8 protein-coding genes are annotated in these 14,935 nt (G+C 64.6%); 5 read left to right on the top strand and 3 right to left on the bottom strand.

All coding sequences use genetic code 11. The features are described from left to right. Nucleotides 1-140 precede the first annotated feature (140 nt). From putA to yccS, 5 genes are all read left to right on the top strand, one after another. On the top strand, nucleotides 141-4,091 hold the full coding sequence (gene putA / locus LN139_RS23640; protein ID WP_236357473.1) for a trifunctional transcriptional regulator/proline dehydrogenase/L-glutamate gamma-semialdehyde dehydrogenase: 3,951 nt from the start codon (nucleotides 141-143) through the stop codon (nucleotides 4,089-4,091). A 202-nt stretch (nucleotides 4,092-4,293) separates the two neighbouring features. Continuing rightward, nucleotides 4,294-6,036 (top strand): potassium/proton antiporter, encoded by a 1,743-nt coding sequence (locus LN139_RS23635; RefSeq protein ID WP_236357470.1) that lies wholly within the window; start codon nucleotides 4,294-4,296, stop codon nucleotides 6,034-6,036. Between the two features lie 33 nt (nucleotides 6,037-6,069). After that, nucleotides 6,070-9,372 carry a mechanosensitive channel MscK gene (mscK, locus tag LN139_RS23630; protein WP_236357468.1) on the top strand — a complete coding sequence of 1,101 codons (3,303 nt, stop codon included), beginning with the start codon at nucleotides 6,070-6,072 and terminating at the stop codon, nucleotides 9,370-9,372. A gap of 25 nt (nucleotides 9,373-9,397) precedes the next feature. Beyond that, the gene (gene selO, locus LN139_RS23625; RefSeq protein ID WP_236357467.1) at nucleotides 9,398-10,861 is read left to right on the top strand and encodes a protein adenylyltransferase SelO; all 1,464 of its coding nucleotides are present in this window, start codon (nucleotides 9,398-9,400) and stop codon (nucleotides 10,859-10,861) included. 51 nt (nucleotides 10,862-10,912) lie between these two features. After that, nucleotides 10,913-13,114, top strand: a complete 2,202-nt coding sequence (gene yccS / locus LN139_RS23620) for a YccS family putative transporter (RefSeq protein WP_236357466.1) — start codon at nucleotides 10,913-10,915, stop codon at nucleotides 13,112-13,114. Nucleotides 13,115-13,248: 134 nt separating this feature from the next. Here the strand turns inward: yccS and LN139_RS23615 are convergent, their stop codons facing one another. The 3 genes from LN139_RS23615 to LN139_RS23605 all read right to left on the bottom strand — a co-directional run bounded on the left by LN139_RS23615 (nucleotide 13,249) and on the right by LN139_RS23605 (nucleotide 14,919). Further along, complete coding sequence (locus LN139_RS23615; protein ID WP_236357463.1) at nucleotides 13,249-13,989, bottom strand: substrate-binding periplasmic protein; 741 nt, start codon at nucleotides 13,987-13,989, stop codon at nucleotides 13,249-13,251. Nucleotides 13,990-14,086: 97 nt separating this feature from the next. Then, nucleotides 14,087-14,401, bottom strand: coding sequence for a winged helix-turn-helix domain-containing protein (locus tag LN139_RS23610; protein WP_236357460.1), 315 nt, complete (start codon nucleotides 14,399-14,401; stop codon nucleotides 14,087-14,089). 23 nt (nucleotides 14,402-14,424) lie between these two features. Next, nucleotides 14,425-14,919 carry a M48 metallopeptidase family protein gene (locus tag LN139_RS23605; RefSeq protein WP_236357458.1) on the bottom strand — a complete coding sequence of 165 codons (495 nt, stop codon included), beginning with the start codon at nucleotides 14,917-14,919 and terminating at the stop codon, nucleotides 14,425-14,427. Nucleotides 14,920-14,935 lie beyond the last annotated feature (16 nt).

The raw sequence follows: 14,935 nt of genomic DNA, 5'->3' as shown, positions 1-14,935 counted from the left end.
GCACTGTTTCAGGGCATCTGGCCTCAGCATGGCAGCACAACTGCGATGCCCGGAAAAATTGGGTTGCACCTGGTTGCACCCGGCGTAACACCCGGATAATCTCTCGCCACCGCATCGCCCCGCCCTATGAGGACAATTACATGGCGACCACCACCCTCGGCGTCAAACTCGACGACCCGACCCGCGAGCGCCTCAAGGCCGCCGCGCACACCATCGACCGCACGCCGCACTGGCTGATCAAGCAGGCCATCTTCAGTTACCTCGAGCGCCTGGAGTCGGGCGCCAACCTGGCCGAGCTGGGGCAGGCCCCTGCGCGCGAGCATGACGACGTGGGCGAGCTCCCGGCCGATGCAGGCCCCCAGCCGTTCCTCGAGTTCGCTGAAAGCATCCTGCCGCAATCGGTGCTGCGCGCGGCCATCACCGCCGCCTATCGTCGCCCCGAGCAGGAAATGGTCCCCATGCTGCTGGAGCAGGCGCGCCTGCCGGCTACTCAGGCCGAGGCTGCCAACAAGCTTGCAGCCGGCATCGCCGAGAAGCTGCGCAACCAGAAGAGCGCCAGCGGGCGTGCCGGCCTGGTGCAAGGCCTGTTGCAAGAGTTCTCGCTGTCGAGCCAGGAGGGCGTTGCCCTGATGTGCCTGGCCGAAGCGCTGCTGCGTATCCCTGACAAGGCCACCCGTGACGCGCTGATCCGTGACAAGGTCAGCAACGGCAACTGGAAGCAGCACCTGGGCCAGAGCCCGTCGATGTTCGTCAACGCCGCCTCCTGGGGCCTGCTGATCACCGGCAAGCTGGTGTCCACCCACAGCGAGGCCAACCTCACCTCCTCCCTCAGCCGCCTCATCGGCAAAAGCGGCGAGCCGGTGATCCGCAAGGGCGTGGACATGGCCATGCGCCTGATGGGCGAACAGTTCGTCACCGGTGAAACCATCGCCGAAGCGCTGGCCAACGCCACGCGATTCGAAAGCAAGGGCTTCCGCTATTCCTACGACATGCTCGGCGAAGCTGCGCTGACCGAAACCGACGCCCTGAAGTACATGGCCTCCTACGAGCAGGCCATCCACTCCATCGGCAAGGCCTCCCACGGCCGCGGCATCTATGAAGGCCCGGGCATCTCCATCAAGCTCTCGGCGCTGCACCCGCGCTACAGCCGCGCCCAGTACGAGCGTGTGATGGACGAGCTGTACCCGCGCCTGCTGTCGCTCACTCAACTGGCCAAGCAATACGACATCGGCCTGAACATCGACGCCGAGGAAGCCGACCGCCTGGAGCTGTCGCTGGACCTGCTCGAACGCCTGTGCTTCGAGCCGTCGCTGGCCGGCTGGAACGGCATCGGCTTCGTCATCCAGGCCTACCAGAAGCGCTGCCCGTACGTGATCGACTACGTCATCGACCTGGCGCGCCGCAGCCGCCACCGGCTGATGATCCGCCTGGTCAAGGGCGCCTACTGGGACAGCGAGATCAAGCGCGCCCAGGTCGAAGGCCTGGAGGGATACCCGGTGTACACCCGCAAGGTGTACACCGACGTGTCCTACATCGCCTGCGCCCGCAAGCTGCTGGCGGTGCCGGAGGCCATCTACCCGCAGTTCGCCACCCACAACGCCCATACGCTGTCGGCCATCTACCAGATCGCCGGGCAGAACTACTACCCTGGCCAGTACGAGTTCCAATGCCTGCACGGCATGGGCGAGCCGCTGTACGAGCAAGTGGTAGGCAAGGTGTCCGAAGGCAAGCTCGGCCGGCCGTGCCGCGTGTACGCCCCTGTCGGCACCCATGAGACGCTGTTGGCCTATCTGGTGCGCCGCCTGCTTGAAAACGGTGCGAACACCTCGTTCGTCAACCGCATCGCCGACCACTCCATCTCTATTCAGGAGCTGGTGGCCGACCCGGTCGCGGTGGTCGAGCGCATGGCTTCGCAGGAAGGCGGCATCGGCCTGCCGCACGCCCGCATCCCGCAACCGCGCGCGCTGTATGGCACTGAGCGGGCCAACTCTGCCGGTATCGACATGGCCAACGAACACCGCCTGGCCTCGCTTTCCAGCGCTCTGCTGGCCAGCGCCCACACCGAATGGAAGGCGCTGCCGATCCTGGGTTGCGAAGCGAGCGCCGGCACTGCCGAGCCCGTGCTCAACCCGGCCGACCATCGCGACCTGGTAGGCCATGTGCAGGAAGCCACCGTCGAAGACGTCGGCAACGCCTTGCAGTGCGCACAGATCCACGGCGCCATGTGGCAAGCCACGCCGCCCGACGCGCGCGGTGCGATCCTCGACCGCGCAGCCGACTCCATGGAGGCGCAGATTCAGCCGCTGATGGGCCTGTTGGCGCGTGAAGCCGGTAAAACCTATGCCAACGCCATCGCCGAGGTGCGTGAGGCGGTGGACTTCCTGCGCTACTACGCTGCCCAGGCACGCAACGATTTCGCCAACGACACCCACCGCCCGCTGGGCCCGGTGGTGTGTATCAGCCCGTGGAACTTCCCGCTGGCGATCTTCACCGGCCAGGTGGCCGCGGCGCTGGCTGCCGGCAACCCGGTACTGGCCAAACCCGCTGAGCAAACCCCGCTGGTCGCAGCCCAGGCAGTGCGCCTGCTGCTCGAAGCCGGCATCCCGGAAGGCGTGCTGCAACTGCTGCCGGGCCGCGGCGAAACCGTCGGCGCCGCGCTGGTGGGCGATGAGCGCGTCAAGGGCGTGATGTTCACCGGTTCCACCGAGGTGGCTCGCCTACTGCAACGCAATGTGGCCGGCCGCCTCGATGCTCAGGGCCGCCCTATCCCGCTGATCGCCGAAACCGGCGGCCAGAATGCAATGATCGTCGACTCCTCGGCACTCACCGAACAGGTGGTGATCGACGTGGTGTCCTCTGCCTTCGACAGCGCCGGCCAGCGCTGCTCGGCCCTGCGCGTGCTGTGCCTGCAGGAAGACAGCGCCGACCGCGTGATCGAGATGCTCAAGGGTGCGATGGCCGAAGCCCGCATCGGCAACCCCGAATCGCTCGCCGTGGACATCGGCCCGGTGATCGACGCCGAAGCCAAGGCCGGGATCGAGAAGCACATCCAGGGCATGCGCGACAAAGGCCGCTCGGTCTATCAGGTCGCTCGTGTTCAGGGCGAAGAACTGCAACGCGGTACGTTCGTGCTGCCCACGCTGATCGAGCTGGACAACCTCGACGAGCTCAAGCGTGAAGTGTTCGGCCCGGTACTGCACGTGATCCGCTATGCCCGCAAAGACCTCGACGCGCTGATCCAGCAGATCAACGCCACCGGCTACGGCCTGACCCTGGGCGTGCACACCCGCATCGACGAAACCATCGCCAAGGTGGTGGAGAACGTCAATGCCGGCAACGCCTACGTCAACCGCAACATCGTCGGTGCCGTGGTCGGTGTGCAGCCCTTCGGCGGCGAAGGCCTCTCGGGTACCGGCCCGAAAGCCGGCGGCCCGCTCTATCTTTACCGCCTGCTCTCGACCTCGCCGAGCGACTCGCTGAGCAACGCGTTCGCCCGCAAGCAAACCGCCGCCCCTGACCTGGCCGCGCAAACCGAGCTGCTCAAGCCGCTGGCCGCGCTCAAGGCCTGGGCCTCGGGCAGCCAGCATGCAGCGCTGGCCGAGGTGTGCGAGCAGTTCGCTGCCCAGTCGCAGAGCGGCATCACCCGCCTGCTGCCGGGCCCGACCGGCGAGCGCAACAGCTACATCATCCTGCCTCGCGAGCACGTGCTGTGCCTGGCCGACACTGAGGCTGACCTGCTCACGCAGTTGGCTGCAGTCCTGGCGGTAGGTAGCAGCGCCGTGTGGGCCAATGCCGAGCCGGGCAATGCCCTGCGTGCCAAGCTGCCGAAGGAAGTGGTCGCGCGCATTCGTGTGGTCAGCGACTGGGCCAGGGATGACTTGGCGCTGGATGCGGTGATCCACCATGGCGATTCCGACCAATTGCGCGCGGTGTGCCAGCAGGTCGCCCAACGTGCCGGTGCAATCATCGGCGTGCAGGGGCTGGCCCAAGGCGAAACCCAAGTGGCGCTGGAGCGCCTGGTGATCGAGCGCGCGCTGAGCGTGAACACCGCCGCTGCGGGGGGCAACGCCAGCCTGATGAGCATTGGCTGACCGTCCCTGTTTGCGAAAAAGCCCAGGCGAGAGCCTGGGCTTTCTCGTTGGCGCTTACGGCAATCGTGCCCACCGTGAAGTGCGTGCCAGTGGCCACCGAGCGCAATCATGGTGCAGCGGCCTTTGACAGACGCTGCAACACTAAGGTTAGAATCGGTTGGCACGATACATGCTTTTCAAGTCTTTTCAGGGAGTACCGCCTTTGACCGCCAACGCCATCAACAGCTTGTTCTTGATCGGTGCGTTGCTGGTGGGGGCAAGCATTCTGGTCAGTTCCCTCTCCTCGCGCCTGGGCATCCCGATCCTGGTGATCATCCTGGGCGTGGGCATGGCCGCCGGGGTGGATGGCGGCGGTATCGTCTTCGACAACTTCCCGCAGGCCTACCTGGTGGGCAACCTTGCATTGGCGGTCATTCTCCTCGATGGCGGGCTGCGCACCCGGGTTTCGAGCTTTCGCGTCGCCCTTTGGCCGGCACTGTCGCTGGCGACCGTCGGGGTGATGATTACCACGGGGCTCACGGGCGTGCTGGCGGCGTGGTTGTTCGACCTGAACATGATCCAGGGCCTGCTGATCGGCGCCATCGTCGGTTCCACGGATGCCGCAGCGGTGTTCTCGCTGCTGGGCGGCAAGGGCCTGAACGAGCGGGTGACCGCTACCCTGGAAATCGAGTCAGGCAGCAACGACCCGATGGCGGTGTTCCTCACCGTGACGTTGATCGACATGCTCGCCACCCACCAGACCGGCCTGCACTGGAGCCTGCTGGGGCACCTGTTGCGGGAATTCGGCATCGGCGCAGTGTTGGGCCTGGGCGGTGGCTGGGTGCTGCTGCAACTGGTCAACCGCATCAACCTGGCCCACGCGCTGTACCCGATCCTGGTGATCGCCGGCGGCCTGGTGGTGTTCGCCCTTACCAACGCCCTGCATGGCAGTGGGTTCCTGGCGGTGTACCTGGCAGGCCTGGTACTGGGCAACCGGCCGATCCGCAGCCGCCACAGCATCCTGCACATGCTCGACGGCATGGCCTGGCTGGCGCAGATCGGCATGTTCCTGGTGCTCGGCCTGCTGGTGACACCGCATGACCTGCTGCCGATCGCCCTGCCGGCGCTGGGCCTGGCCCTGTGGATGATCCTGTTTGCGCGGCCACTCTCGGTGTTCATCGGGCTGGCGCCGTTCCGCGCCTTCCACGGCCGTGAAAAGGCCTTCATTTCCTGGGTGGGCCTGCGGGGTGCGGTGCCGATCATCCTGGCGGTGTTCCCGCTGATGGCTGGCCTGCCCAATGCACAGCTGTACTTCAACCTGGCATTCTTCATCGTGCTGGTCTCGTTGCTGCTGCAAGGCACCAGCCTGCCGTGGATGGCCAAGTTGCTGAAGGTGACCGTTCCACCAGACCTTGCCCCAATCTCGCGCTCAGCGCTGGAAGTGCACCACACCAGCGAGTGGGAGCTGTTCGTTTATCGCCTGGGTGCGGAAAAGTGGTGCATCGGGGCGGCCTTGCGCGAGCTGAAGATGCCGGAGGGCACGCGCATCGCTGCGCTGTTCCGCCACGAGCAACTGTTGCACCCCTCCGGCAGCACGGTGCTGGAAGTGGGCGACATGCTTTGCGTGATCGGCCACGAGCGTAACCTGCCGGCCCTCGGCAAGCTGTTCAGCCAGGCGCCGCAACGTGGCCTGGACCTGCGCTTTTTCGGCGACTTCGTGCTCGAAGGCGATGCGGAGCTGGGCGCCGTTTCGGCGCTGTACGGCCTCAAGCTTGAAGGCGTGGATGCCAGCACCCCGCTGGCGCGCTTCATTGCGCAGAAGGTGGGCGGTGCGCCAGTGGTGGGCGACCAGATCGAGTGGAACAGCACGATCTGGACGGTCGCGGTCATGGACGGGAACAAGATCGCCAAAGTCGGCGTCAGATTCCCGGAAGGAACCCGCCCAGGGCCCGGGCTGTTCCTTTAGAATCGTCCTATTTTTCCAAGGCCTGCCGCCACCATGCTCGATTTCCGCGCCTTTTTCGGCGCAGCCCTGCTGGGGCTGTGCCTGCTTTCGCCCATCGCACTGGCGGCCGACCCGCCCAGTGCCGAAAGCGTCCAGCAAAGCCTGGACCACATCGCCGACCGCAAGCTCTCCGACCCCGATCAAAAAGCGCTTGAGCAGGTACTGGAGCAAACGCTCACGTTCCTGGGCAGCGCCGACACCGACACCAAGCAACTGGCGCAAACCAAGCGGCAGATCGCTGACGCGCCACGCCAGAACAACGACAACCAGCGCGAGCTGGAGCGGCTCAAGGCGACCAAGGTGGTGTCCGTCACCCAACGCTACGCCAACCAAAGCGTGCCACAGCTTGAGCAATTGCTGGCCGACCGCGGCACCCAGCAAGGCGAGCTGCAACGGCAGCTGGCCGATGCCAATACGCTGATCATCAATTCCCAGACCCGCCCGGAGCGGGCCCAGACCGAAATCAGCAACGCACAAACGCGCATTCAGCAGATCAACAGCACACTCAAGACGGGCAAGGACGGCAGCAAGACGCTCTCCAGCGACCTGCGCAACCAGTACCTGGCCGAGCTCGCCTCGATCAACGCGCGCATTGCTCTGCGCCGCGAGGAGCTGGCCGGTAACAGCGCCCTGCAAGACCTGGGCAACAGCCAGCACGACCTGCTGCTGGAGAAGATCGGCCGCCAGGCCCAGGAAATCCAGGACCTGCAGTCGCTGATCAACCAGAAGCGCCTGGCGCAATCGCAGCAAACGGTCAACGAGCAATCGGCCGAAGCCCAGAAAGCCGGCAACAGTAGCCTGCTGGCCACTGAAAGCGCCACCAACGTGCGCCTCTCCGATTACCTGCTGCGCAGCACCGACCGCCTCAACGAGCTGACCCAGCAAGACCTCAAGACCCGCCAGCAGCTCGATTCGCTGAGCCAGACCGACCAGGCGCTGGACGAGCAGATCAACGTGCTGCGCGGCAGCCTGCTGCTGTCGAAGATCCTCTACACGCAAAAGCAGGCGCTGCCGCACCTGAAACTGGACCGCAACCTGGCCGACCAGATCGCCGACATCCGCCTGTACCAGTTCGAAGTGAGCCAGCAGCGCGAGGCGCTGAGCAACCCGCAAGGTTATGTCGACGGGCTGGTCGCCGCACACCCCGAGGAAGACATCACCCCACAGCTCAAGAAGAGCCTGCTCGACCTGGCCTTCACCCGTGCCGACCTGCTGGAGCGGCTGAACCGGGAGCTGGCGGCGCTGCTCAACGCTTCGATCAATCTGCAACTGAACCAGAAACAACTGCTCGACACCGCGCAAAACCTGCGCAGCACCCTCGATGAACAGATGTTCTGGATCCCCAGCAACAAGCCGCTTGACCTCGAATGGCTGGCCGGTGCGCCCAAACGGCTGATCAAACAGATCAGCACGCTGCCGTGGTGGTCGAGCGTGCAGCAGCTGGGCGACGGCCTGACCCAGCGCCCGCTGTTGTTCCTGCCGCTGGTGCTGATGATCGGCGGCCTGCTGTGGCGGCGCCGCTACCTCTACGGCAAGCTCAGCCAGGTGCACAAGGACGTTGGCCACTTCAAGCGCGACAGCCAGTGGCACACGCCGCTGGCTGTACTGGTGAACGTGCTCCTGGCATTGCCGGTGGCGCTGGTGCTCGGGCTGTGCGGCCTCGCCCTGCAGATCGACGCACGCGGCCAGAACGCAAGCCTGGGCTCCGCTCTGCTGCAGATCGCCCAGGCCTGGATCGTGTTCTACACCGCCTACCGGATTCTTGCGCCCAGTGGTGTGGCTGAGCTGCATTTTCGCTGGGAGCGCGCGCAGGTGGCGTTTTTGCGCGGCTGGGTGCGGCGCCTGGGTTTTGTGGTGCTTGCGCTGGTTTCGGTGGTGGCGGTGGCCGAGCTGCAACCTGCGGCACTGGCCGACGACGTGCTGGGCATCGGCGTGGTGCTGGCCTGCTATGGCCTGATGACCTGGCTGCTGGCGCGCCTGTTGCTCGCCAGCCCCACCCATGGCAATGCCTCGGTGTTTCGCCGGTTGATCGGTATCGCCTTCACGCTGCTGCCGGTGGCGCTGTTCCTGGGCGTTTGCTTTGGCTACTACTACACCGCGCTCAAGCTCACCGATCGGCTGATCGCCACGCTTTACCTGGCCATGGCGTGGCTGGTGATCGAGGCGATGTTCGTGCGCGGCCTCAGCGTAGCGGCCCGGCGCCTGGCCTACCAGCGGGCGCTGAGCAAGCGCCAGGCGGCCAAGGAAAGCGGCGACGACAGCCTGGTGATCGAGGAGCCGACGCTGGACATCGAGCAGGTCAACCAGCAGTCGCTGCGCCTGATTCGCCTGGTGCTGCTGGGTACGTTCATCGGCGTGCTGTACTGGGTGTGGGCCGACCTGATCACGGTGTTCTCGTACCTGGACAACATCGTGCTCTACCAATACACCAGCGGCAGCGGCACCAACATGAGCATGGTGCCGATCAGCCTGGGCGACATGATCGGCGCGCTGGTGGTGGTGGCCATCACCTTCGTGCTGGCCGGCAACCTGCCGGGGCTTCTGGAAGTGTTCGTGCTGTCGCGGCTGAACCTCAAGCAGGGCAGCGCCTACGCCACTACCACGTTGCTTTCCTACGCGATCGCCGGCTTCGGCTTCGTCAGCACGCTCTCCACCCTCGGCGTGAGCTGGGACAAGCTGCAATGGCTGGTGGCAGCACTTTCGGTGGGTTTGGGCTTCGGCATGCAGGAGATCTTCGCCAACTTCATTTCCGGCATCATGATCCTGTTCGAACGCCCGGTGCGCATCGGCGACACCATCACCATCGGCAACCTGTCGGGCACGGTGAGCCGGATCCGCATCCGCGCCACCACCATCACCGACTTCGACCGAAAAGACATCATCGTCCCCAACAAGACGTTCATCACCGGGCAACTGATCAACTGGTCGCTCACCGACACCGTCACTCGGGTAACGCTGCGCCTGGGTGTGGACTATGGCTCGGACCTGGACCTGGTGCGCAGGCTGCTGCTGCAGGCCGCCGACGAAAACCCGAGGGTGCTCAAGGACCCGGAGCCGATCGTCTACTTCCTGAATTTCGGCGAAAGCACCCTGGACCACGAATTGCGCATGCACGTGCGCGACCTGGGCGACCGCAACCCGGCACTCGATGAGATCAACCGGGCCATCAACCGCGAGTTCAAGGCCAACGGCGTGCGCATCTCGTTCCGCCAGGTCGAGGTCTACCTTAAGAACTCCGATGGCGGCGAGTACACCTTCCCGGTGGTAGACAGCAGCAGCAAACCGGAGCCATCCTGAACCTCAACTCGCATTGGGCCTTGCCATGAAACGCCTCGACGAACTGAGCTTCGACAACCGCTTCGCCCACCTGGGCGACGCCTTTTCCACCGAGGTGCTGCCCGACCCGATCGAGGCGCCCCGGCTGGTGGTGGCGAGCGAAGCGGCAATGGCGCTGCTTGACCTGCCAGTTGAAGAGGCGAATAACCCGCTGCTGGCCGAGGTGTTCAGCGGCCACAAGCTGTGGGACAGCGCCGAGCCCCGGGCGATGGTGTATTCCGGGCATCAGTTCGGCGGCTACACCCCGCGCCTGGGCGACGGCCGCGGCCTGTTGCTGGGCGAGGTGGTCAATGCCCGTGGCGAGCATTGGGACCTGCACCTCAAGGGTGCCGGGCAGACGCCCTACTCACGCATGGGCGATGGCCGCGCGGTGCTGCGCTCATCGATCCGCGAGTTTCTCGCCAGCGAGGCGTTACATGCCCTGGGCATCCCCACCTCGCGCGCGCTGTGCGTGACGGCCTCAGACACCACCGTATGGCGCGAGAAACGCGAGCACGCCGCCATGCTGCTGCGCCTGGCACCCAGCCACGTGCGCTTCGGCCATTTCGAATACTTCTACTACACCCGCCAGCACGAACAGCTGGGCGAGCTGGCCCAGCACGTACTCGAAGCGCACTTTCCCCACTGCCTGGAGGCCGAGAACCCGCACCTGGCGATGTTTGCCGAGGTGGTGGAGCGTACCGCCGAGCTGATCGCGTGGTGGCAGGCCTATGGCTTCAACCACGGGGTAATGAATACCGACAACATGTCGATCCTGGGGTTGACCTTCGACTTCGGCCCCTACGCGTTCCTCGACGACTTCGACGCCCGTTTCGTTTGCAACCATTCCGATGACCAGGGCCGCTACTCCTTCAGCAATCAGGTGCCGATCGCCCATTGGAACCTGAGCGCGCTGGCTCAGGCGCTGACACCGTTCATCGAGGTCGAGGCGCTCAAGGGTGCGCTGGAGCTCTACCTGCCGATCTTCCAGGCCAAGTACCAGGACCTGATGCGCCAGCGCCTGGGCCTGGCCACTGCCGAGGAAGGCGATCACGTTCTGGTCGAGCAACTGCTGCAGTGCATGCAGAACAGCGGCGTGGACTACAACCTGTTCTTCCGCCGGCTGGGCGATACACCTGCCGAGCACGCGCTGGCCGAACTACGTGACGACTTTGTCGACCGTGAGGCGTTCGACCGCTGGGGCAAGCGACTGCTGGAGCGGCTGGCCCAGGAGCCGGCCCAGCCGCAGGCGCAACGGCAGCAGCGCATGCACAACGTCAACCCGCTTTACCTGCTGCGTAACTACCTGGCCCAGCAAGCCATCGAGGCCGCCGAGCAAGGGGACTACAGCCTCGTGCGCCAACTGCATACCGTGCTCACTCGCCCGTTCGATGAGCAATCCGGGCAGGAACGCTTTGCCCAGCGCCCGCCAGACTGGGGCAAGCATCTGGAAATCAGCTGTTCTTCCTGACATCTGGCCGGGCTATGATCGGCGCATCGTTCACCCAGGCTCGCACACCTGATGGCCAAGAAGTCCTTCCGCAATACCCTGCGCCGCCTGTGGGCGCTGGACAAGTTCAGCTACAGCATTCGGGTGTTCATCGCACTCACCGGCAGCATGGCGCTGTGCTGGTGGCAGAACGAGATGCACCTGCTGATTCCTCTGTTCCTGGGCATCATCGCCAGCGCCCTGGCCGAAACCGACGATAACTGGCAGGGCCGGGCGACCGCGCTGGCCGTGACCCTGGTGTGCTTCAGCGTGGCGGCGCTGGCCGTGGAGCTGCTGTTCCCCTACCCCTGGTTGTTCGCCACCGCGCTGGCGGTGGCCGCCTTCTGCCTGACCATGCTCGGTGCCTTGGGCGAGCGCTACAACGCGGTGGCCTATGCCACGCTGATCCTTTCGGTATACACCATGATCGGCGTCGACCAGCGCGGCGGCGAGGTGCAGGACTTCTGGCACGAGCCAATGCTGCTGGTGGCCGGTGCAGCCTGGTACGGCTCGTTATCGGTGCTGTGGCAGGCACTGTTCGCCAACCAGCCGGTGCAGCAAAGCCTGGCGCGGGTGTTCCGCGAGCTGGGGCTTTACCTGAAGATCAAGTCTTCGCTGTTCGAGCCGATCCGCGGGTTGGACGTCGAAGGCCGGCGCCTGGAGCTCGCCCAGCAGAATGGCCGCGTGGTGGCGGCGCTCAACGCGTCCAAGGAAATCATCCTCAACCGCGTCGGCGGCAGCCGCGCCGGGGCCAAGACCAGCCGCTACCTGAAGCTGTATTTCCTGGCGCAAGATGTACATGAACGCGCCAGCTCCTCGCACTACCCCTACAACGCGCTGGCCGAGGCGTTTTTCCACAGTGACGTGCTGTTCCGTTGCCAGCGCCTGCTGCGCCAGCAAGGCAGTGCCTGCCAGCGGCTCTCCGAAAGCCTGCAACTGCGCCAACCCTTCGTTTACGACGACAGCTTCGCCGAAGCCTTGGGCGACCTGCACGCCTCGCTCGAGCACCTGCGCAGCCAAAGCAACCCAGCCTGGCGAGGGTTGTTGCGCTCATTGGGCGCCCTGGCGACCAACCTGGCAACGCTCGACCGGCTGCTCAGCGACGCCAGCAACCCTGATGCCCTGGCCGAGGCCACCGACAGCAGCCTGCTCAACCGCGCACCGCAGAACCTGCGCGACATGTGGGGGCGCATCCGCCAAAACCTTACGCCTACGTCGCTGCTGTTCCGCCACGCGCTGCGCCTGCCGCTGGCGCTGACGTTGTGCTATGGCACGGTGCATTTGATCCACCCTTCGCAAGGCTACTGGATCATGCTGACCACGCTGTTCGTCTGCCAGCCCAGCTACGGTGCCACCCGGCGCAAGCTCGGCCAGCGGGTGTTCGGCACAGCCATTGGCCTGACGGTGGGCTGGGCGCTGTTCGATCTGTTTCCGAGCCCTGTCATCCAGTCGCTATTCGCCATCTGTGCAGGCATGGTGTTCTTCATCTACCGCACCGGCAGCTACACCATTTCCACGGCCGGCATCACGCTGATGGTGCTGTTCTGCTTCAACCAGACCGGCGACGGTTACGGGCTGTTTCTGCCACGGCTGTTCGATACGCTGGTGGGCAGCCTGATCGCGGGGCTTGCGGTGTTCCTGTTCCTGCCCGACTGGCAGGGCCGGCGCCTTAACAAGGTGCTGGCCAATACTCTGACATGCAACGCGTTGTACCTGCGCCAGATCCTCGGCCAGTACGCCAACGGCAAGCGCGACGACCTCGCCTATCGCCTGGCCCGGCGTAACGCCCACAACGCAGATGCGGCGCTGTCGACCACCCTGGCCAATATGCTGCTGGAGCCAGGGCATTTTCGGAAGGAGGCGGACATGGGCTTTCGCTTTCTGGTGCTGTCGCACACGCTGCTCAATTACCTCTCAGGGCTAGGCGCGCACCGCGGCAGCGATTTGCCGGAGCCGGTGAAGCATGAACTGATCCTGGGCGTAGGCGAGCGCCTGGCGGGTTCGCTGGAGAGCCTGGCGCAAGGGTTGGCAGCGCGCACGCCGGTGCCATTGGAGGATGAGGCCGAGCAGACGTTGGCGGCGGAGCTGGAGCAGATGCCCGAGGAGCTGGGCGAGAGCCAGCGCCTGGTGCAGACGCAGTTGGCGCTGATCTGCCGGCAACTGGCGCCACTGCGCAACATGGCGGCGCACCTGGTGCGTGGCAAAGGGGAACGGACGGTGGCGAAGGTGGCTTGAGGGGCAATGCCGTCGCGCGGCAAGCCGCCCTCCCACCTTGGCCGGCGTGAGGAAGCAATGCTGTGGCGCGACGGCAAGCCACTTTCTCCTTTCATCAGCCGGTGGGAGGGCGGCTTGCCGCGCGACGCCCTGCTTCAATGCGCCTGGGCACCCATCAACTGCTCCAGCGTCCCATCCGCCCGCATTGAGTCGATGGCCTTATCGAAGTCCGCAACGATACGCTCGTAATCCGGCGTTTTGCGGCTGACCAGAATGTGAAGACTGTTTTCCGACAACGGTGGCCCTACGAACTTCACCGATTCACGCACTGCCTCCGGCTCACGCTGCAGGTAATAACGCGCGACATATTCATCTTCCAGCGCCATGTCTACCCGGTCCGCTGCAAGCATCCGCAAGGCCTGGGAGAAATTCTGCACCAGTACCTTGTGCAAGCTCGTATCAGCGTCGAACTGCGGTGAATAGGCGTAATCCCTTACGACCGCAATTGAAAAGGGCCGAAGGCTGGCAAGGCTGCCGTCGTAGGTTTGCTTGATCCGGCTGTTCTGCAGCAAACAGATGCGATTGTGCAGGTAGGGGGCGGAGAACAATCCGGCATGAAGCCTGGCCTCGTTGAACCAGGCATTGACCAGTACGTCATAGCGGCCGGCCTCTATCCCCAGCAGGGCTCTGGCCCAAGGCACTTGTTCGTATTGGGTGGTATAGCCGGCGCGGGCCAACGCACGGGTAACGATTTCGGTGGCAATGCCTTTGTTCGGCATGCTCTCGTCGGTGAAGGGCGGCCAAGGGTCGGCGACCAAACGCAAGGTCGCTGCGCTGGCCGGCAGTGATAACCACAGCCCCGTGAGCAAACAACAGCCCATCAGCAATCGCCGCATGCTTCACTCCCGTCCTGGGACATCACATATCGAAACACGATGCCACAAAACAACCCGAGGGATAATGCCCCGGTGGCAGCCTGTCGCGAATGAATGATTACTGTTCCGACAGCGACACCGGGTAACCCAACACCTTGCAGATCCGTTCGAGGTTCGCCTCTACCCATGCCGCATTGACCGCACCCCAATCCTGGATACGGTAGTGGCCGATCTGGTGGCGGCTACCGGCCTCCTGCTGAAACACACAGTCGATGTCCAGCTCGCCGAGCGCGGCGAGCGTGTCCTGCGCGGTACGCCGTGGCATGCCGGTCAATTCGGTGATTGCCGGAACGGTGGTTGCCTGGCCTGAATCGATCAGCCAGGCCAGGTAAAGGCGGCGATAAAAGCTGGTGCGGGTCTTGCTGACGTCCATGGGGCAGTTCCGTGTCAGGCGGCTCAGGGCCGAAGGTCGCGAGCCGTGAGGTAAAGCCGCAGGTCGAATTCGACCTGCTGGTAGCCCGGCTGCATGTGTTCGCACAGTTGATAGAAAGCTTTGTTGTGATCGGCCTCGCGCAGGTGGGCCAGCTCGTGCACCACGATCATGCGCAGAAATTCAGGCGGCGCCTGGCGAAACAACGCTGCGATGCGAATTTCCTTTTTGGCCTTGAGCTTGCCGCCCTGCACGCGCGACACCGCTGTGTGCAGGCCCAGCGCGCGATGCGTGAGGTCGAGGCGGTTATCGAACAGCACCTTGTCGATCGACGGCGCCGAACGCAGATACTGCTGGCGCAGCTCGCTGACGTAGCCGTAGAGGGCTTTGTCGTTCTGCACGCCATGCTGGCCGCTATAGCGCTCGTAGAGGTAGCTCTCAAGCCGGCCTTGTTCGATCAGTTTGCGCACCTGGGCAAGCAGGTCCGCGGGGTAGCCTTGGAGGTATCGAAGCGTAAGCATGGTGACCACATGCGAC

The sequence above is a fragment of the Pseudomonas sp. KNUC1026 genome (genome assembly GCF_021650705.1).
Classification (GTDB): domain Bacteria; phylum Pseudomonadota; class Gammaproteobacteria; order Pseudomonadales; family Pseudomonadaceae; genus Aquipseudomonas.
Note: the sequence above shows the minus strand (reverse complement) of the source record. Positions and strands in the feature narration are given on the sequence as shown.

Bases quoted from the DNA above. Each gene is read 5' to 3' on its own strand.
- putA (WP_236357473.1), top strand. From the start codon at position 141: ATGGCGACCACCACCCTCGGCGTCAAACTCGACGACCCGACCCGCGAG.
- mscK (WP_236357468.1), top strand. From the start codon at position 6,070: ATGCTCGATTTCCGCGCCTTTTTCGGCGCAGCCCTGCTGGGGCTGTGC.
- selO (WP_236357467.1), top strand. From the start codon at position 9,398: ATGAAACGCCTCGACGAACTGAGCTTCGACAACCGCTTCGCCCACCTG.
- yccS (WP_236357466.1), top strand. From the start codon at position 10,913: ATGGCCAAGAAGTCCTTCCGCAATACCCTGCGCCGCCTGTGGGCGCTG.
- LN139_RS23615 (WP_236357463.1), bottom strand. From the start codon at position 13,989: ATGCGGCGATTGCTGATGGGCTGTTGTTTGCTCACGGGGCTGTGGTTA.
- LN139_RS23610 (WP_236357460.1), bottom strand. From the start codon at position 14,401: ATGGACGTCAGCAAGACCCGCACCAGCTTTTATCGCCGCCTTTACCTG.
- LN139_RS23605 (WP_236357458.1), bottom strand. From the start codon at position 14,919: ATGCTTACGCTTCGATACCTCCAAGGCTACCCCGCGGACCTGCTTGCC.